This is a genomic window from Clostridium tanneri (assembly GCF_033659955.1).
Classification (GTDB): Bacteria; Bacillota; Clostridia; order Clostridiales; family Clostridiaceae; genus Clostridium_AM; species Clostridium_AM tanneri.
Genome location: NZ_JARUJP010000003.1, coordinates 137,283 through 156,404 on the forward strand (window position 1 = coordinate 137,283; position 19,122 = coordinate 156,404).

The window sequence follows — 19,122 nt, forward strand, 5'->3', positions numbered from 1 at the left end:
CTAGCTTTAAGGGATAGAAAAGGTCTATTTTTAGTTGTATATAAATTAACCTAAACCTAAAATTTTAAATACTGTGGTTGTAATAAAGCACACAACAAATGCTACTAGAGTTGGTATAAGTGCTGAAAGTGCTGTCCACTTCAAGCTAAGGGTTTCCTTTTTTATAGTTAAAAGTGTTGTAGCACAAGGCCAGTGAAGCAAGCTAAATAGCATCATGTTAAGTGCTGTAAGATATGTCCATCCATGATCTAGCAATATCTTTCTTAAGGATTCTATACTTTCAAATTCAATCATAGTCCCTGTGGATAAATAAGACATCAATAGTATAGGAAGTACAATTTCGTTTGCAGGAAGTCCAAGTATAAAGGCCATTAATATGAAGCCATCAAGACCGATGACCTTGGCAAGAGGATCAAGAAAAGCTGCGGTATGCCCTATAATACTTAGGTCACCAATGTAGATATTAGCAAGTACCCAGGTTATGGCTCCTGCTGGGGCAGCAACGACTACAGCCCTCCACAGTACAAACATAGTCCTGTCAATAATTGAAGTGTATAAAACCCTTCCTATTTGAGGTACTCTATAAGGGGGAAGCTCTAAAGTAAAAGTAGAAGGAACTCCCTTTAAAACTGTCTTAGATAAGCCATAGGATACTAGTAAAGTTATAGATATACCTATAACAACTAGTGCTGTTACTGATAGTACTGGTAAAAAATTAAATCCGCTGCCTCCCTTTGCAACGAGGAAAACCGTTGAGATGGCTATTAGAGTAGGAAATCTTCCATTACAGGGAACAAAGTTATTGGTTAATGTTGCAATAAGTCTTTCTCTAGGAGATTCTATTATTCTGCAGGCTATTATGCCAGCAGCATTACAACCAAAACCCATGCACATTGTCAAACACTGCTTGCCGTGGGCACAGGCTTTTTTAAACAAGTGATCTAGATTAAAGGCTACTCTAGGCAGGTAGCCAAGATCCTCTAGTATTGTAAAGAGTGGGAAAAATATGGCCATAGGGGGAAGCATAACAGATACTACCCAGGCTAGGGTTCTGTAAAGTCCAAGTATAAGAATACCGTGAAGCCAACTAGGGGCATTCATGTGGTTAAACAATAAAGTCAGTTTAGATTCTAAATTAAATAAAAGATCAGCTATCATGGCAGAGGGCACATTGGCTCCAGTGATGGTAATCCAGAATATCATAGCTAAAGTCAGGAGCATCAGCGGAATACCAAAAACTTTTGAAGTAATATAATTATCAATTAACTTATCTCTATTTATTTTAGCCTTATTTTCCTTTACATATTTGTCCCTTACTTCTTCAGCTCTCCTGTAAATCTGTTCTGATATATCGTCTCTAATATTTATTTTATCTCTATCCTCGGTAGATGAATTTGCAGCTACTAATATTTCTTGCAAGGAATCCTTATCTAAATTGCTGAAAATAGAGGAGATTGTTCTTGAATCTCCATCTAAAACTCTTAAAGCAAGCCACCGTGAATTAATTCCTATTATATTTTTTTCAATAAGTGGTTCTATGGATTTAAACTTTTCTTCTATATAGTGGGGATATTTTACAACTTTAGGATTTGATTTAATCTGACCTGTAGTAACCTTGTACGCTGCTTCTTTTAGTTCCTTTATACCTACACCACTTCGTGCTGCGCATAATACCACAGGAACACCTAATTCCTTTTCTATGCCTTCTCCATCAATAACTATATTTTTCTTTTTTGCTTCGTCTATAAGATTTATGCATAACACTATGTTGTCAGTAAGCTCCATTATTTGATATACCAGATTGAGGTTTCTTTCAAGGCAGGTTGCATCGGTAACTACTATTACTGCATTAGAATTACCAAAGCATATAAAATCTCTAGCTACTTCTTCCTCTACAGAGGATGCAAAGAGGGAATAGGTTCCAGGCAAATCTACTAATATATTTTCTTTACCTTTATAGGTAAATTCTCCTCTTGCGTTTACTACTGTTTTACCAGGCCAATTGCCAGTGTGCTGGTGAAGACCAGTCAGGGCATTGAAAACAGTACTTTTGCCAGTATTGGGATTGCCAGCAAGAGCAATAATGTATTGCCCTTCTTTTTTCTCGATGTTAAATATGTCTGTAAAAGCATCACTTTTAGTAGAGTGGAATGTGAGCCCCATTTTTGTTAACCTCCTAAAAATTTTTGATGTTTAAAAGCAGGTAGTAACCTGCTTCAATGAGCCTTTAGTTATGAGTAACGAAAATTAAGGATGCTTCCTCTTTTCTCAGAGCTATCATGGCACCTCTTATATTGTAAACTGTGGGATCTCCTGATGGACCTTTTCTTACCACTTCTATTTGAGCGCCCTTAGTTAGACCAAGAGCCAGCATTCTTTCTCTTAACATTCCAGTAGATAACAAATTTTCAACAGTTACATAATTTCCTACAGATACATTATTGAGCTTTAACATAAAACTTCCTCCTTGAACTAATAATTATATTGTAAAAATAAGTTTTCACTAGCTTAATTTAGTTTCATGGTATTAATTTTGTTACCCTAAGCTAACTTTAATATAATCTATGCTTATAGTTCTAAAAAGGTGCTAGTTTAAATAAAATAATAAGTAGCCTAGGTTAAACCTCTGTTGACATAGGTCAAGAAAAATATTATTATGAAAAAGATAGTAGTACGTGGAGTACTACTATCTTTTTCATAATAAATTAATATTTACATATGCTGCTTAAGAAAGAAGGGCTATAACAAGAATGGATGATTTTAAAAAGGCAATTAAGGAAATAATAGAAGAAGAAATTATTAAAATAGTTATTAGCAATAAGATGAATAAGGATGTTCAATACAATAAAATAACATTTATTTTAAAAGAAAATAATCAAAAACAATATTATCAAATAGAAAAATACACTGACAAACAAGTTTTTCACGAGAATATTGACGTAGATATATTAGAAGAGAAGCTAACGGAATATTTACAAGGAAATTATAAACAACTTTCCGCTTGGTCTACCTCAACTACTTTTGATTTGAAAATATCTAAAAAGGGAAAAGTCTTTTTAGGTAAAAAGAAAGACGACAATATAAAGGTAGCAAACAAAAGTCATAATAAAGAAAAGAATTATATTTTAAAAGAGGGAATGATAATAGAACCTCTTATAGATTTAGGGGTTTTTACAAAGGAAGGTAAGGTAGTTAACTCAAAATATGATAAATATAAGCAAATAAATAGGTTTATAGAAATCATAGATGATGAAGTTAAGAAAAATGATTTTAAAGAGCTTACAATTTTAGATTTTGGTTGTGGCAAATCTTACTTGACTTTTATAGTTTACTATTATTTTGTAGAAATTAAAAAGATTAATGTAAAGATGATAGGATTAGATCTTAAGGAAGATGTTATTAAAAAGTGCAATGAGATAGCTGAAAAATATAAATATGAGAACCTACACTTTGAAATTGGAGATATAAATGGATTTAAATACAATAACAAAGTTGATATGGTAATTACATTACATGCCTGCGATACAGCAACGGATTATGCTTTATATAATGCGATAAAGTGGAATAGTAAGATGATTTTCTCTGTTCCTTGCTGCCAGCATGAGTTTAATGAACAGATGAAGGCAGAATCTCTATCTATACTTACAAGATATGGAATAGTGCAAGAAAGAGTTGCAGCACTTATGACAGATGCTGTCAGGGCTAATTTATTAGAGTGTTTAGGCTACAAAACTCAACTTTTAGAATTTATAGATATAGCACATTCCCCTAAAAATATATTAATCAGAGCATCTAAGGGTAATGTATCTGAGGATAAAAGAAAGAAAGCCCTAGTTGAGGTTGAAGATTTAATTAAGCAATTTAATTTTAATCCAACACTATTTAATCTATTAAAAAAAGATAACTTAATTTAAAGGTGACGGATTAAAATAATTTTATATATGACAATTAACAATAGCAATGGAGGAAATGAATTTATGTCTAGTTTACCAAATTGTCCAAAATGTAATTCAGAATACACTTACGAGGATGGAAGTCTTTTTGTTTGTCCAGAATGCGCTCATGAGTGGGCTTTAAAATTAGAAACAGAAGACAATGAAGACAACAATAGTATCAAAGATGCAAATGGAAATATCTTAAATGATGGCGATTCTGTAACAGTAATAAAAGATCTAAAGGTAAAAGGAAGTTCATCAGTGATAAAAATAGGTACAAAAGTAAAAAACATACGCTTAGTTGATGGAGACCACAATATTGATTGCAAAATTGATGGTTTTGGAGCTATGAAACTAAAATCTGAATTTGTTAAAAAGGTATAAATTCCTTTTTAGTAAAATAGAATAGAAACAGTTTTTGGCAACAACAAAAGAAACAAAAAATATAGTAGCAAAAGATTGGTAATGGATTACCTTTATTATAAGGCTACAGTTAATAAGTACAGATCGAGTAAGGAATTAACCCTAGCTCGATCTATATTTTTTCAGTAATTTAGTGTGAACTTATAGTTTATCATAACAATAAAATGATTATTTTAGGATAAAGAGAAATTATTGTAACTCTACTTGTTAATTTATGTGCAGGATTTAAGATTACAGATTGAAATTAAGGTTTTCTTAAGATGTTCTTTAAGTATTTTTAAATTTTATGCTGCATAATGGGTATATCAAACAAACAAGTGGGGGTACTTTACGATGGAAAAATATTGTTTATATATAGTTCTTACAAGGACAAACACAGTAATGTCTAAGCTTATTCAGTTTGTTAAGAATGATGAATATACTCATGCAGCTATATCTTTAGACAAAGAACTGAATAATATGTATGGTTTTGGAAGAAAGAATACTTATAATCCTTTTGTAGGAAGGTTTAGACAAGAAAAAGTTGATGAAGGATTATATAAATTTCATAAAAATTTACCCGGTGTAATAATGGAAGTAGAGGTATCAAAACAGCAGTATAAGAAGGCTAAAGGTTTACTGAATCATTTTATTTTTAATAGTAATCTTTATAAATATAATTATAAGGGGCTAATTCATAGTCTATTTAATAAGGCAGAATGCTCGGAGACTAGATTTCTATGTTCAGAGTTTGTGTACTATATTTTAAAGGAAAGCAATATTGCAGACCTTGATATATCAAGAAATCTTGTGAGACCTCAAAGTTTACTAGATTTAAAAGGTAAGATAATTTATAAAGGTAATCTCAAAAATATAAAATCTCAAAATAATAACTGTAATTCTATAGAAAGAGAAAGCTTCTATTTTCCATTACGACCTCAGAGTAACTAATATTATTGATAACTTATAAGGGCTACAGATGAATTATGTTCATTTGTAGCCTTCTTATATTAACTTGATATGACTTATACACTTAAAATATCCAAAATACAGATAGATTTTTAAAAATATAAGGGTAATAAATAATGGAGGATAAAAAAAACTTATAGATATGAATTAAAAGATAAGAAATATGAATTAGACCAACATTATTTATAATGATAAAATTACTTGGAGGTTACAAAGCATAGAATGAAAAGGTACTATGTACTTTTCCATAGAAATAAAAAATTTAGTTACAAAGGAGAATTGCATTGAGTATTGATATAAGCATCATTTCTGGATTCCTAGGAGCTGGAAAGACCACTTTTTTAAAAAAAATCATTCCAGGTATGGAAGGTAAAACTGCTTTAATTGAAAATGAATTTGGTGATATTGGAATTGATGGAGACTTAATCAGTGATAACCTGCCTATTAGGGAAATCTATGCTGGATGTATTTGTTGTAGTTTAGTACAAGATTTTAAAAAAAGCATAGAAGAGTTAGTTATGCAGTATAGACCAGACCGCATACTTATAGAGCCCTCTGGTGTTGGGAATTTATCAGATGTTGTGAGAGCCTGCAAGAAGATTTCTGAGAATCCACAGCTTGATATAAGAATAAATCAATTAATAACTATTGTAGATGCCAGTGCATTCGAAGACTATTTAGAGATATTTGGGGAATTTTATTTGGATCAAATTCAAAATGCTCATATTATTTTTCTAAGTCATTTAGACAAAACAGAAGACAAAGAAATTGAAAAAGTAATTTCAAAAATAAGATTAAATAATGAGAAAGCATTTATTCTCAAAGAGAACTGGTATTCCTATAATGGGGAACAAATAATTGAAATATTAAATACAATCAAGAGCTGTGAAACTAATTTAGAGGGAAAAGCTTTATCAGTGCCTGCTAATAAAATATTTGGTACTTTATCCCTTGCTAGTCCTAAGGTTTTTTCCGAGGAAGAGCTTGATAACATGCTAGTTTCTCTAAGGGACAAGGAATATGGCTTTGTTTTAAGAGCTAAGGGAATTCTAGAACTTAATACGAGGCGATTTGTCTATTTTGATTTTAATCCACATCATTACCACTGGGAATATACAGAAGAATGCAAAGAAACAAAGGTAGCTATCATTGGCAGTAATTTAGAGAAAGAAAAAATATTAAAATGTTTTAGTTAACAGGGGGGAATCATGAGTAAAATTGTTGACTTTAAGTGTACATATGATAATTCTATAGGAATTAATAAAGAAGTTACAGAAAAATTGGACTTGCAGTTTCCAGAAGCCTATAAGTATTGGGATAGCATGGCTCTCTTGGCAGAAGAGTTGAAAAAGTATGATAAGGCAAATTTCTGTGGGTTACCATTTTGTCATACCGTTGAAGGAGAAGCCTTGGGGGGAAGCATTAATTTTGGAGATGAAAATATAGGTCCAAGAGCAAAAGACTATATTTGTGCATCTGCACAGGAAATATTAAATCTACCTGAAATCGATTACTCAAAAGGACGTATATCAGAAGTTTTAAAAGCTTGTAAGCATTTAAAAGATAAAGGGGAGAATGTTCTCTTATATATTTCTGGTCCCTTTACAATTATGAATGTTTTAATAGACCCACGTCACATTTTTAAGATCTTTAGAAAAGATCCAGATACTATGCAAGCTATTTTCAATAAATTTGAAAAGGAACTATTACGTTTTGTTAAAGAGGCTCAAAAAGCAGGAGTAAATATGATTAGTTATGCTGATTCTTCTGGAGGACTAAATATTCTAGGACCTAAATTTGCAGAACAAACGGTAGAAATGTTTACTTATCCACTGTTAAAGAAGATTGAAGAAATGATTAATGATGAAACAATTGTATTACTTTGCCCTAAAACTACTTTCGCATTGATAGGAACAGATAAAGCGGTATGGAAGGATGTTAACCTTGGAGAGCCTGTAAAATACTCCGAAGCCTGCATAAAAGTAATGGGACAAGCGAAGTTTGTTGGACAAATGTGTATTAAAGATAAAGAATTTGAATTAAAAAATGGAATAATCAAAACAATTAATTTGCTGTAAGTATTAGTAAAAATATTGATTTATATAGGGAGGACATTATATGCACAAAGATGATAAGATGACACCAAATGAAAGATTGGCTGCATTTATGACAGGAAAACCTATGGACAGAATTCTAGCTATGCCAGTTGCTTGTTCTATGTCAGGATTAGCACTTGGAATGACTCACAAGGAAAAAAGAAGCAGTGCTTTAAATGAAGCAAAGGCACAGATTGCCTGTTATGAAAGATTTGGAAATGATTTAACGATTGTTGAATATGGATTGCATGGTGTAGGTGCAGCTCTAGGCAGTGAAATGAGTGACCCAGAGGACTCTGTGCCAGCAATTATGAAATATGTTTTAGAGGACTTAAATGATGTTGACAAGTTAGATATGTCAAAATTAGAGCTGAAAAATGATAAAGCCTTCCAGATGCACTTAGAAGCTGCAGGTATTATTATAGACGAAATAGGAAATGAAGTTCCAACGGGGGTTTTAATATCTGGACCATTTACTGCTGCTTCCAGTATTTATAAAACAGAAAATTTGTTAAGAGCAACTAGAAAAAATCCTGAAAAACTGCATCAATTAATTAAATTTTGTAATGATGCACTAAAAATGATTTGTAGAGAATTCATAAAAGCAGGTGTTCTTATTCTATTATGTGATCCTATTGCATCAGGAACAATTCTTAATAAAAAACAGTACTTGGAATTCGTTCTACCATACACAATAGATTTGATGAAAGATATTCATGATGCAAAAGGAATGGTTTGTTACCATATTTGTGGAGATACAACGGCAATCGTAGGAGAAATGGTGAAGTCAGGCTGTGATATGATGAGTATTGATAACAGGGTAGACTTAGCCTATACAAAAGAAGTAGTAGGAGATAAAGTTCCTATCCTTGGAAATGTAGACCCAGTAGAAGTACTGATTCTAGGAAATACTAATGATGTAGATTTAGCAGTAAAAACCTGCATACAAAAGGCTTATGACAGTCCTTGTGGATATATTTTAGCATCAGGCTGTGATCTTTCAGGAGCTGTTCCGCTAGAAAATATTGACCAATTTATGGCTTCTGCCAGAAAATATGGAAAGTGGCCTTTGGACCCAAAAAATTTCCTTTAACATATGAAGTGAAAATTGAATCGGAATAAATATATTAGTTATTAAAAAGTGGGGGGAAAAATAATGGCAGTATTAAAGGAAGAATTATTAAAGAGATTATCTGATGGTGTAGTGGATATGGAAGAGGATGATGTAATTGAAGCAGCTAATGAATATGTAGAAGCAGGGTATCCAATACTTGAAGGTATTTTGGAAGGTCTTGTAGATGGTATGAACCGCGCAAGTCAATTATATGAAGAGGAAGAATATTTTGTTACAGATATATTATTATGCTCAGATGCAATGTATGAAGGTTTAGCTATTTTAAGACCACATCTTCCTTCAGATGAAGTAGAAAAAGAAAAGCCAAGGGGAGTAATTGGAGTTGTAGAAGGAGACACCCATGATATAGGAAAAAATCTAGTGAAAATCATGTTAGAAACAGCTGGATTTGAAATGATTGATTTAGGAAGAGACGTTCCACTTCAAAATTTTGTAGATAAAGCTAAAGAGGTTAATGCATCCTTCGTATGTATGTCCACATTAATGACTACAACAATGGGGGGGATGAAAACTGTTATAGAGTTATTAAAAGAAGCTGGTATGAGAGAAAATGTTAAAGTTGTTATAGGTGGAGGACCAATTTCAAAGAAATTTGCAGATATAATTGGTGCAGATGGTTATTCTCCTAATGCAGTTGAGGCAGTTAAACAAATAAAGACATTGCTTAATATAGCGTAGAAAGAGGTGAGAGCTGTGTTATTGCCAAAAGAACGATTGATGAAGGTTCTTGGTAGAGAGAAGGTTGATAGACCACCATGTATTTGTCCTGGAGGCATGATGAACATGGTTACAACAGAATTAATAGAGGAGGTTGGAGTAGAATTTCAAAAGGCCCATTTGAATGCTGAAATGATGGCTGATTTGGCAACAGCAGTATATGAAAAAGGCTGCTTTGAAAATTACGGTGTTCCCTTCTGTATGACTATTGAGGCGGAAAATTTTGGAGCAAAAGTTGATATGGGGACAAATATTTATGAGCCTCATGTTATAGAATATGCAATTAATTCTGTTAAGGAATGGAAAGAAATTTCTGAGATTAGCTATGAAGAGAGAAGAGCAAAGGTGGTTATTGATGCTATAAAACTGTTAAAGTTGAAGGGTAGTGATGTTCCTATTATAGGTAATTTAACAGGGCCTATTAGTACAGCAAGCTCTATAATGGAACCTTCCACTTTTTATAAGGAGCTAAAGAAAAGTAATAAGGAAGCACATGAATTTCTTAATTTTGTTACAGAGCAGTTAATTTTATTTGCAACAAAACAAATAGAAGCAGGAGCAGACATAATTGCAATTTCTGACCCTAGCGGCACCGGTGAGATTTTAGGACCTAAGCTATTTGAAGAATTTGCTGTAAAATACCTTAATAAAATTGTTGATAGTATACAAAATAAGAATGTAGGTACAATTGTACATATATGTGGACAAATGAAGAAGGTTTACCCAGAAGTAAATAAAATCAAAAGTGATGTTTTAAGTTTTGATTCTATAGTTAATATGAGCGATGCAAGAAAAAATCTGGGAAACAGATTACTAATGGGCAATGTAAGTACTTATGCTATTGAATTCGGTGAAGCAAAGAAAATCACTGAACTAACTGAAAAATGTGTGAAAGACGGAGCAAATATAATATCTCCAGCCTGTGGACTTGGAATGAAGTCTCCTTTGAAAAATGTGAAAGCTATGGTAGACTATTTATCAAAAGGAGATGGAGTTATTAATGGCTAAGATTTCTATTAAACCTGAAAATAAAAGCTTTGAATATGTGCCGGGAAAAAATTTGCTGAAGCTTTTGTTAGAAAATGAGGTTTTCGTTGATAATCCTTGTAATGGAAAAGGGTCCTGTGGAAAATGTAAGATTAGACTTTTAGAAGGAAATCTGCCGGATATGGTAGAAACAGAGGCAAAACTTTTAAAGAAGGAAGAAATCAACTCAGGCATAAGATTATCCTGTCTGGTAGTACCACAAGGAGATATTGTAATTGAAATTTTACAAAAGGAAGGAAAGCATAAAATACTTACAACGGGATATGTTCCAGATTTTGAATTTAATCCTTTAATCCATAAGAAGATTTTTAAAATAGAAAAGCCTACCTTAGAAAATCAAAGTTCCTTTGAAGAGGCTATATGCAACACCTTTGATGTTGAAAAATTTGATTGGAGACTGTTGCAGCAGCGTGAATTTATGATTGGAGAAGTTACAGGAGTTTTCAATGGCAGAGAGTTAATTGGAATTGAAGCCGGTGATACTACTGACCTTCTTTACGGAGTTGCTGTGGATATTGGAACTACCACAGTTGTAACTTCACTGATTGATATGAATACTGGTAAGGAATTAGCTACAGCTTCAATGATTAATGCTCAAAAGAACTTTGGGCTGGATGTTTTAACTAGAATCACTTATGAAGTAGAGCACCCAGAGGATTCTAAGGAAAAGCTGCAGTATGCAATTGTTAACTCTATTAATGAGATGATTGGAGATATATGTAATAAATCAAAGGTAGATAGAAGAAACATATATGAGATTTCTATTGCCGCAAACTGTACAATGATGCATTTTCTTTTAGGAATTGATGCAACCTCTATAGGAAAATCTCCCTATGCACCAATATTTGTGAAATCAAAAAACATATTGGCAAAGGATATTGGCTTAGAGGCAGCTCCAGGTGCTAGGCTTTATTGTCTTCCATCGGTCTCAGCTTATATAGGAGCTGATATTGTAGCCGGTGCATATGTCTGTCAACTACACAAGGCTAAGGAGAATGTACTATTCATAGATATTGGAACTAATGGGGAAATTGTCTTATCCAATCATGGAAAGCTTTTATCCTGTTCCTGTGCTGCAGGTCCAGCCTTAGAGGGGATGAACATTAGCTCCGGTATGAGGGCAGCAGAGGGTGCCATTGAAGATGTGAAAATCACTGAAAGCGGAATTGAAGTTAAAGTTATAGGAGAGCAGGAACCAATAGGTGTATGTGGCAGCGGTATATTAGCTGTAGTAAAAGAATTAATTGGAGTAGGTCTTGTAAAAAAAGATGGAGCATTTATAAAAAAGGAAAAGCTGGAAGAATCAGATTATCGTTATAATATGCTTCAGTTAGACGGGAAAAAACGAGAATTTGTTTTAAGTAGTAATCCAAAAAAACTGCTAATTACACAGTCGGATGTTCGTCAAGTACAATTAGCAAAGGGAGCTATCCTTTCAGGTTTTTATGCTCTGTTAAAAAAGGCAAACATCAATATGAGCGAGCTTGATAAAGTTGTTATAGCAGGACAGTTCGGAGCTCATTTGCCTGCAGATAGCTTAGTAGGCATAGGCATATTGCCAGAGGAAGTTAGGGATAAGCTGGTATATGTAGGTAATTCCTCTAAAACCGGGGCATATATGGCCCTTATGTCTGCAGATGTAAAAGAGCAAATAGAAAAACTCGCCCATCAGATAGATTATATGGAACTAGGGGCATCAGAAGGTTATGAAAGACTCTTTATGGAGTGTCTAATGTTTCCAAGTTAAAATGTTATTAAAAGTTCTCTCAAAGTTACTTTGGGAGAACTTTTTTATACAGAACTATATTAATTATAGCTATATGTAATGATTTATCAGGGCATGTGCTTGTTTTTTTATATTATCTACTATTTCTTGTGGTTCAATAACCTTTGCAGAAATGCCTAACTGAAGAAAATAATTAGAAACAAAATCTAGCTCATCCTTATCAATTATTGTATCAATATACCCATTCTCATCATCCATAACAACAATGTGGGGTTCTAACCATGATTTACTCTGGCACTGTCTTATACCTTCTCTTGTAAGCTTAACATGTAATCTTACAGGCCTTTTAATAGTGTAGCTATCAAACCAATCTATTAAATTCATTGGAAACTGGTAAGTTTTTTTAGAAACTTCTAAAGAGGCGATTCTATCCACTCTAAATAATAAAACCTTATCCTTTTCCAGGTCAAAGGCAGGCATATACCAAAGTCCGTCATAGGCATATACTCCAATGGGTTTAACTTCTCTTTTTTTATTTTTGGATTTTGATACATATTCAATTATTAATGTATTACTCTCAAGAACTGCTTCAACTATATCCTTTAAAAATGGAGAGGCAATATTTCGTTTTGGATTCCATAGGCATATAAGTGTTTCTAAACGGTTTATTTTGTTTTTGGCATCCTCAGGAAGAGTGGCATACAATTTTCTAGAAGCTGAATCTATATCTGTATCAAAGGGTAGTGATTTGTAGTACTTTAGTGATTGAAAGGCAAAGAAAATTGCTAGGGCCTCATTTTCATCAAATATGATTGGAGGAAGAATTCTATTTTCTAGTGTGCGATAGCCGCCGTTTCTGCCCTGCTCTGTATATATAGGAACTCCTAATTCGCTTATTTCCATTAAATATCTATGAGCAGTTCTGACAGATATGTTAAATTCATAGGCAACATCTTGAGCAGTAAAGTTTTTCTTAGAATTTACATACATAATTAAATCAAATATTTTTTTAGCCTTTGACATATGAAATCTCCTTTGCAACAGAAATTAATCCTATGATCAATAGATTAATCTTAATAAAAACAGACAGCAATTGTCATGTTTTTAGTATACAGTATTTATGATAGATATTGAAAGGGGATTACTATGAAAAAAGAAAAATCCAATAATATTCATGTTACTGGAGCTAGAGAGAAAAACTTAAAGAATATTAATATAGAGGTTCCAAAGAAGAAAATCACTGTTTTTACCGGAGTTTCAGGCTCAGGAAAGTCATCTCTTGTATTTGATACAATTGCAGCGGAATCACAACGTCAATTGAACGAAACCTATTCAAGTTTTATACGTCACCGTCTTCCGCATTACGGACAGCCTGATGTAGATTCAATTGAAAATCTCTCTGTAGCAATTGTAGTTAGCCAAAAGAGAATAGGAGGAAATGGAAGGTCAACCGTTGGAACTATAACGGATATTTACTCTCTTTTGCGGTTGTTATTTTCACGTATTGGTATACCTTTTGTAGGCTATTCTGATGTGTTTTCCTTTAATAATCCTGCAGGAATGTGTCCTAAATGTGAAGGATTGGGAAAAATAGATATAATCAATATTGATAGACTAATTGATAAAAGTAAATCTTTAAATGAAGGAGCCATTCAGTTTCCAACCTTTAGGCCAGGAGAGGTACGATGGAAAAGATATGTTTGTACAGGACTTTTTGATAATGACAAGAAACTTAAGGATTATAGCCAGGAGGAATGGGATACCCTCCTTTATAAAGCAGGTTTTAAGCTCACAAATCCTGGAGAAGGGTGGCCCACCACTTCAAAGTATGAAGGGGTTATACCGAGAATTGAACGGACTTTTTTAAACAAAGAATGCAGGGATGCTAAGCTATATAAAAAGGATATTGATTACGTGGTTACCAGAGGAACTTGCCCATTATGCAATGGTGGAAGACTTAACCAAAAGGTACTACAGTGCAAAATAAAGGACAAAAATATTACAGATTGTACAAAAATGCAGGTCAGTAAGTTAATTAGCTTTATAGAGAATATTAAGGAGCCTTCTTCCTATACAATAGTTGAATCTATTATTAATCGATTAGAACATTTAAATTCTGTGGGACTAGGATACCTAAACTTAGATAGACAAACAGCCACACTTTCTGGAGGGGAATCACAAAGAATAAAAATGGTTCGTCAACTAGGAAGCAGTTTAACAGATATTACTTATATTTTTGATGAACCAAGCATAGGTCTTCATCCCCATGATGTGACTAGGCTTAATAACCTTTTAAAGTTATTAAGAGATAAAGGAAATACTGTTTTAATAGTGGAACATGATCCGGATGTAATTAAAATTGCAGACCATGTGATTGATATGGGGCCAAAAGCTGGCAAAAAAGGCGGAAATATTATGTATCAGGGAGCAGTAGAAGGTTTATTAAAAGCAGATACATTGACAGGAAAGTTTTTAAATCGTAGAACTACCTTGAAAGAAAGTACAAGGGAAGCTAAGGGATGGATATCTATAAAGAATGCCTCCTTGCACAATCTGAAAGAGGTTTCTGTGGATATACCTATAGGTGTTATGACTGTGATTACAGGGGTAGCTGGTTCTGGGAAGAGTACTCTTATAAATGGTATATTTAAAAAGCATTATCCTGAGGCAATTTTTATAGATCAAGGAGCAATTCAAGGTTCTAAGCGTTCTAATATAGCTACCTTCACAGGGATTTTTGATGTTATCCGAAAGCTCTTCGCAAAAGAAAACAGTGCGGAAGCTTCTCTTTTCAGCTTTAATTCTCATGGAGCTTGCACAGAATGTAAGGGATTAGGAGTAATTTATACTGACTTAGCTTTTATGGATCCGGTGGTAGGTATTTGTGAAGCATGTCAAGGAAATAGATTTACTAAGGAAGTACTTCAATTTAAATTACGAAATAAAAATATTAGCCAGGTTCTTAAAATGACAGTTGATGAAGCCTTGGAATTTTTTTGTGAAAAAGAAATATTTGCTACTTTGAAAAGATTGAAAGATGTAGGAATAGGCTATATTAGTCTAGGTCAATCCTTAGATACACTATCTGGTGGTGAACTTCAAAGACTTAAGCTTGCAGCAGAGTTGGAAAAAGAAGGGAATATATATGTATTAGATGAGCCAACTACAGGGTTGCACATGTCTGATCTGTCACAGCTTATCAAAATTATGAACCACATTGTTAACCAAGGTAGTACCTTAATTGTGATAGAGCATAATCTTGATATAATGTGTCAAGGGGATTGGATTATAGATTTAGGTCCAGGAGCAGGTCAGGATGGAGGCAAGGTGATATTCCAAGGACATCCTAAAGACTTGATTAATTCCTCTTCTTCTATTACAGGAAAGTATCTAAAAGAATATATAACGGATATGAAAATTTAACAGCCTTCTAGAGGAAAGATAGTTTCAATAGTTCTTTTTGATGCTGAAAGCAATTAAAATTATAGTAAAATGGGAGAATTTTTTAAATAAACAAAGTCTTTTTGCAATTTTTAAATCGAATAAAATAAAATAATGACGAATTTTGGAGTAATATAAAGAAAAATGCAAACAATACCACCTAAAGGTTAATTTGGTAGTTTGACAAATTATAGCCTGATTTTTTATTATTGTATAGTATTTTGTTAACTTTTTTAAAGGATTTGTTAATTAACTTCAGTAAAAGATTGCAAAAGGAGATTTAAAAGAATGAGTTCTATTTTTAAGAAAAGAAGTGTAGATTCGGTTTTAGAACGTCACCAATCTGCATCACTAGAAAAAACTCTTGGTTCCTTTGACGTAACCTTAATGAGTATCGGTGCAGTTATAGGAACAGGTGTTATGGTTCTAACAGGACTTGTAGCATCAAGAGATGCAGGACCAGCAGTTATATTATCATTTATTTGTTCTGCAATAGTATGTATGCTTGTTGGCTTATGCTATGCTGAATTTGCAGCTGCAATACCAACCTCTGGTAGTTCCTATGCTTACATCTATGTATCTTTAGGTGAAATAATTGCTCATCTTGTTGGGTGGTCACTTGTTATAGGGTACACTGTAAGTACATCATCTGTTGCAGGTGGTTGGTCAGCTTATTTTAATGGTTTTTTAGGAGAATTTGGAATACATATACCTAAACAATTCGTAACTATTCCAAGTCAGGGAGGTATAATGAACCTTCCGGCAACGGTAATAATATTATTGGTTACCTATCTGCTCTCAAGAGGAACTAAGGAAAGTAAGAAAGTAAACAACTTTATGGTTATAGTAAAAGTTGCTGTTATAATTCTATTCATAGCAGTAGGTGCCTTCTTTATAAAACCACAAAACTGGCATCCATTTATGCCATTTGGTTTAAAGGGAGTCTTTGCTGGAGCAGCATCTGTTTTCTTTGCATTTACAGGTTTTGATGCAGTTTCAACCTCTGCGGAAGAAGTAAAAAATCCACAAAAAGATCTTCCAACAGGAATCATTGCTTCATTAATTATTTGTACAATTATATATGTTATAGTTTGTCTGGTTTTAACTGGAATTACCCACTACTCTCTATTGAACGTTGGTGATGCCATGGCCTTTGCACTAAATAGGGTTGGACAAGGCTGGGCTGCTTCAATACTTTCCATTGGAGCAGTGGTAGGAATTACTGCAGTTATGTTCGCTTATATCTTTGGTACATCCCGCATACTATTTTCAATGAGTCGTGATGGATTGCTTCCAAAGGTATTCTCTAGTATAAATTCAAAGACAAATGTACCAACTTTTTCAACTTGGTTAACAGGTTGTACTGCTGCTTTAATAGCAGGTGTTGTTGATCTTAAACAATTAGCAGATCTTGCAAATATGACTCTTATAGCAACATTCATGCTTGTTGCTGCATCTGTAATTGTATTAAGAAAAACTCATCCAAATTTAAAAAGGAGCTTTAAAACTCCATTAGTACCATTAGTACCAATATTGGCAGTAGTATTCAGTCTATTCTTAATGTTTAACCTATCAAAGACAACTTGGATATATTTCCTAACATGGTTAGCATTGGGTCTTATAGTTTATTTTACATATTCACGTAAAAACAGTTCATTACAAAATACAAATAAATCCTTACTAAAGAAAAGTGCATAAATTGAACTATAGTATATAAGCAGCTTACCTTACCTTAAGAGTTTCTCTTAAGGTAAGGTAAGCTTTTATAATATTTATTTAACACTAGTAATGCTTCCTTTAAAATTGGTATTTATGGTGTTTTTTTATCTAAAAAGTTAGTTCCGATTACCCCTCCAATAATCATTACCGCTCCAATTATATGAAAATATGATAAACTTTCCTGTAGAAAGATAACTCCAGCAATCATAGTTATCAGGGTAGATAAATTATTAAATACGCTCATCTTAGATGCCTCTATTTTAGACAAAGTATAATTTGATAATAGTGATGTTATAAGTGAAGATAGTATACCTAAATAAAGTACTGAAATTAAAAATAATGGATTGATAAATGGTTTAAAATAAACATTAATAGTGCCATGAATACCATGATCAATGATAGATATTAAATTAAAACTGAGAAAACCTATAAAGGTCATCATATAAGTTAAGTCCAATATTTTATACTTTTTAGTTATCTTTCTTGCTAGAACATTATAACCAGCTGAAGAAAGTGATGATAAAATAATCATCAAGGTTCCTATAGAACTAGCAGGCTTTAAATCTATTCCTTTCATAACAAAAATATAGATTACTCCAGATACAGATAAAATTAATGATAACTTTTGTAGTCTGCTAGAATTCTCCTTTAAAAAAATGTCGCTAGGATCATTGTGAAAATAGGAATGGTGGCTTGGACTATTCCTGCTTCTGAAGATGAAATATATACTAGTCCAAAGGCTTGAAAAGCAAAAAATAAAGTTGGATAAAATAATGAAATAGGTAAAATAGGAAGCATATCTTTAAAGGTTATATCTAATTTTATCCACCCAAAAACAACAGGAATAGAAGCCACAACAAAAGATATTGTAAATCTATGTGCAAGTATATTTAGTGGATCTGTAACAGTTAAAGCTAGCTTTACGAATAGAAATGAGAAGCCTATAATCAGTGCATATAGAGTAGCAGCAAAGTAAGTGTTTCTTTTAACGGAATTTTCCATTTTAGTATTCCTCCCATAATTATAATCTTATATATCTATGTTTAGAGATGAGCATAACTAAGGAATTTCGTTATAAGTTGAAAAAGTAAATTTTAGATGAAAAATGCCTATATTTTTATCTAAAAAAGGGTAGACTATCCCTAGGACTGTTGGTTTGTGAAAATATGGTTTTATCAAAGATCAGTTATTACCTATGCGCTTCGTTTTAATCCCGTTAGGGATTTGGTTTTATCATGCTGACCTAACTTGATTGCTGTGAGGGCTGCGGTTAATAAGCAAATATGACCTAGTGTGTTTAGATTAGAAATTGAACCAAAGTTTCTAGCAGAAGCGTCTTCAAGACTTAAGTTCTTAAGCCTTGAATTATAGCGTTCTGATTCTGTACGCAAAGAGTAAATCTTCTTAAAAAATATAGATTCTGTATCTATAGATGCCCTATAGTCAGTTCCTATAGACTTATATTTTATACAACCACGGTTCTTCTTTCCATTTAAATATTTAGGATGATTGCAAGGACACTTCGTGTTATCCTTAGAAGTTCTGAAAGGACAGCAAAATTTTTGCTTTATAGAATCTTTTAAATATTGTCTGCCGTCTTTATGCATAGCCAAACCAGCTTCGCATATGGGATTGCCGGCAGGCAGTGTCTTAGGTTCTTTAGTTCCTCTTTTATTTCTTGCTATAAATGCTAGTCCATGAAGTTCATTCTTAATAAAATTGTGATTATCCTTAGAGTCAAAACCCTTATCTCCTATGAAGTAGGTGTCATCTAAGTTAAACCATCCTTTGGTTTTAGTTAAAAATGGTATCTGCATAGAAATATCAGCTTTTTCAGCAGTAGTGGTCATCTCATCAATAGGCAAACCAGATATTGCGTCACAAAGAACGAAATTCTTATACCCCCAATAGTATTCAAAGTTTTTTTCAGTTATT

15 protein-coding genes and 1 pseudogene are annotated in these 19,122 nt (G+C 33.0%); 11 read left to right on the plus strand and 5 right to left on the minus strand.

Annotation, left to right across the window (positions count from 1 at the left end):
* Nucleotides 1-45: 45 nt before the first annotated feature.
* A complete protein-coding gene (gene feoB, locus P8V03_RS04085; protein WP_318796869.1) occupies nt 46-2,163 on the minus strand; it encodes a ferrous iron transport protein B in 2,118 nt (705 codons plus the stop codon).
* A gap of 64 nt (nt 2,164-2,227) precedes the next feature.
* The gene (locus P8V03_RS04090) at nt 2,228-2,455 is read right to left on the minus strand and encodes a FeoA family protein (protein ID WP_261672426.1); all 228 of its coding nucleotides are present in this window, start codon (nt 2,453-2,455) and stop codon (nt 2,228-2,230) included.
* A gap of 295 nt (nt 2,456-2,750) precedes the next feature.
* Between P8V03_RS04090 and P8V03_RS04095 the strand changes: the two genes are divergently transcribed.
* The 9 genes from P8V03_RS04095 (at nt 2,751) to P8V03_RS04135 (ending at nt 12,048) form a co-directional block, all read left to right on the plus strand.
* Complete coding sequence (locus tag P8V03_RS04095; protein ID WP_318796870.1) at nt 2,751-3,914, plus strand: class I SAM-dependent methyltransferase; 1,164 nt, start codon at nt 2,751-2,753, stop codon at nt 3,912-3,914.
* Nucleotides 3,915-3,977: 63 nt separating this feature from the next.
* Entirely contained in the window at nt 3,978-4,319 is a 342-nt protein-coding gene (locus tag P8V03_RS04100; RefSeq protein WP_261672424.1) for a zinc ribbon domain-containing protein YjdM, read from the plus strand.
* Between the two features lie 372 nt (nt 4,320-4,691).
* On the plus strand, nt 4,692-5,288 hold the full coding sequence (locus P8V03_RS04105) for a hypothetical protein (protein WP_318796871.1): 597 nt from the start codon (nt 4,692-4,694) through the stop codon (nt 5,286-5,288).
* 302 nt (nt 5,289-5,590) lie between these two features.
* Nucleotides 5,591-6,502 carry a CobW family GTP-binding protein gene (locus P8V03_RS04110; RefSeq protein WP_318796872.1) on the plus strand — a complete coding sequence of 304 codons (912 nt, stop codon included), beginning with the start codon at nt 5,591-5,593 and terminating at the stop codon, nt 6,500-6,502.
* 12 nt (nt 6,503-6,514) lie between these two features.
* On the plus strand, nt 6,515-7,384 hold the full coding sequence (locus P8V03_RS04115) for a uroporphyrinogen decarboxylase family protein (RefSeq protein ID WP_318796873.1): 870 nt from the start codon (nt 6,515-6,517) through the stop codon (nt 7,382-7,384).
* A 40-nt stretch (nt 7,385-7,424) separates the two neighbouring features.
* A complete protein-coding gene (locus P8V03_RS04120; RefSeq protein WP_318796874.1) occupies nt 7,425-8,495 on the plus strand; it encodes a uroporphyrinogen decarboxylase family protein in 1,071 nt (356 codons plus the stop codon).
* Nucleotides 8,496-8,558: 63 nt separating this feature from the next.
* Nucleotides 8,559-9,215 carry a corrinoid protein gene (locus P8V03_RS04125; RefSeq protein ID WP_318796875.1) on the plus strand — a complete coding sequence of 219 codons (657 nt, stop codon included), beginning with the start codon at nt 8,559-8,561 and terminating at the stop codon, nt 9,213-9,215.
* A gap of 15 nt (nt 9,216-9,230) precedes the next feature.
* The gene (locus P8V03_RS04130; protein WP_318796876.1) at nt 9,231-10,262 is read left to right on the plus strand and encodes a methylcobamide:CoM methyltransferase MtbA; all 1,032 of its coding nucleotides are present in this window, start codon (nt 9,231-9,233) and stop codon (nt 10,260-10,262) included.
* Nucleotides 10,255-12,048, plus strand: a complete 1,794-nt coding sequence (locus tag P8V03_RS04135; protein ID WP_318796877.1) for an ASKHA domain-containing protein — start codon at nt 10,255-10,257, stop codon at nt 12,046-12,048. The genes P8V03_RS04130 and P8V03_RS04135 overlap by 8 nt, the downstream gene beginning before the upstream one ends.
* Nucleotides 12,049-12,117: 69 nt before the next feature.
* Here P8V03_RS04135 and P8V03_RS04140 read toward each other — a convergent pair whose 3' ends face one another.
* The gene (locus P8V03_RS04140) at nt 12,118-13,050 is read right to left on the minus strand and encodes a helix-turn-helix transcriptional regulator (RefSeq protein WP_318796878.1); all 933 of its coding nucleotides are present in this window, start codon (nt 13,048-13,050) and stop codon (nt 12,118-12,120) included.
* A 123-nt stretch (nt 13,051-13,173) separates the two neighbouring features.
* Here P8V03_RS04140 and P8V03_RS04145 point away from each other — a divergent pair, with 123 nt between their 5' ends.
* Nucleotides 13,174-15,450, plus strand: coding sequence for an excinuclease ABC subunit UvrA (locus P8V03_RS04145; RefSeq protein WP_318796879.1), 2,277 nt, complete (start codon nt 13,174-13,176; stop codon nt 15,448-15,450).
* Nucleotides 15,451-15,756: 306 nt separating this feature from the next.
* A complete protein-coding gene (locus P8V03_RS04150) occupies nt 15,757-17,166 on the plus strand; it encodes an amino acid permease (protein ID WP_318796880.1) in 1,410 nt (469 codons plus the stop codon).
* A gap of 112 nt (nt 17,167-17,278) precedes the next feature.
* Here the strand turns inward: P8V03_RS04150 and P8V03_RS04155 are convergent.
* Together P8V03_RS04155 and P8V03_RS04160 are read right to left on the minus strand one after the other, a co-directional pair.
* Nucleotides 17,279-18,189: pseudogene (locus P8V03_RS04155) on the minus strand (DMT family transporter).
* Between the two features lie 191 nt (nt 18,190-18,380).
* Entirely contained in the window at nt 18,381-19,121 is a 741-nt protein-coding gene (locus tag P8V03_RS04160) for a transposase (RefSeq protein ID WP_318796925.1), read from the minus strand.
* Nucleotide 19,122 lies beyond the last annotated feature (1 nt).

What these genes read in the sequence shown, in the direction of transcription:
- feoB (WP_318796869.1), bottom strand. Translation starts at nt 2,163, where the DNA reads ATGGGGCTCACATTCCACTCTACTAAAAGTGATGCTTTTACAGACATA.
- P8V03_RS04090 (WP_261672426.1), bottom strand. Translation starts at nt 2,455, where the DNA reads ATGTTAAAGCTCAATAATGTATCTGTAGGAAATTATGTAACTGTTGAA.
- P8V03_RS04095 (WP_318796870.1), top strand. Translation starts at nt 2,751, where the DNA reads ATGGATGATTTTAAAAAGGCAATTAAGGAAATAATAGAAGAAGAAATT.
- P8V03_RS04100 (WP_261672424.1), top strand. Translation starts at nt 3,978, where the DNA reads ATGTCTAGTTTACCAAATTGTCCAAAATGTAATTCAGAATACACTTAC.
- P8V03_RS04105 (WP_318796871.1), top strand. Translation starts at nt 4,692, where the DNA reads ATGGAAAAATATTGTTTATATATAGTTCTTACAAGGACAAACACAGTA.
- P8V03_RS04115 (WP_318796873.1), top strand. Translation starts at nt 6,515, where the DNA reads ATGAGTAAAATTGTTGACTTTAAGTGTACATATGATAATTCTATAGGA.
- P8V03_RS04120 (WP_318796874.1), top strand. Translation starts at nt 7,425, where the DNA reads ATGCACAAAGATGATAAGATGACACCAAATGAAAGATTGGCTGCATTT.
- P8V03_RS04125 (WP_318796875.1), top strand. Translation starts at nt 8,559, where the DNA reads ATGGCAGTATTAAAGGAAGAATTATTAAAGAGATTATCTGATGGTGTA.
- P8V03_RS04135 (WP_318796877.1), top strand. Translation starts at nt 10,255, where the DNA reads ATGGCTAAGATTTCTATTAAACCTGAAAATAAAAGCTTTGAATATGTG.
- P8V03_RS04140 (WP_318796878.1), bottom strand. Translation starts at nt 13,050, where the DNA reads ATGTCAAAGGCTAAAAAAATATTTGATTTAATTATGTATGTAAATTCT.
- P8V03_RS04145 (WP_318796879.1), top strand. Translation starts at nt 13,174, where the DNA reads ATGAAAAAAGAAAAATCCAATAATATTCATGTTACTGGAGCTAGAGAG.
- P8V03_RS04150 (WP_318796880.1), top strand. Translation starts at nt 15,757, where the DNA reads ATGAGTTCTATTTTTAAGAAAAGAAGTGTAGATTCGGTTTTAGAACGT.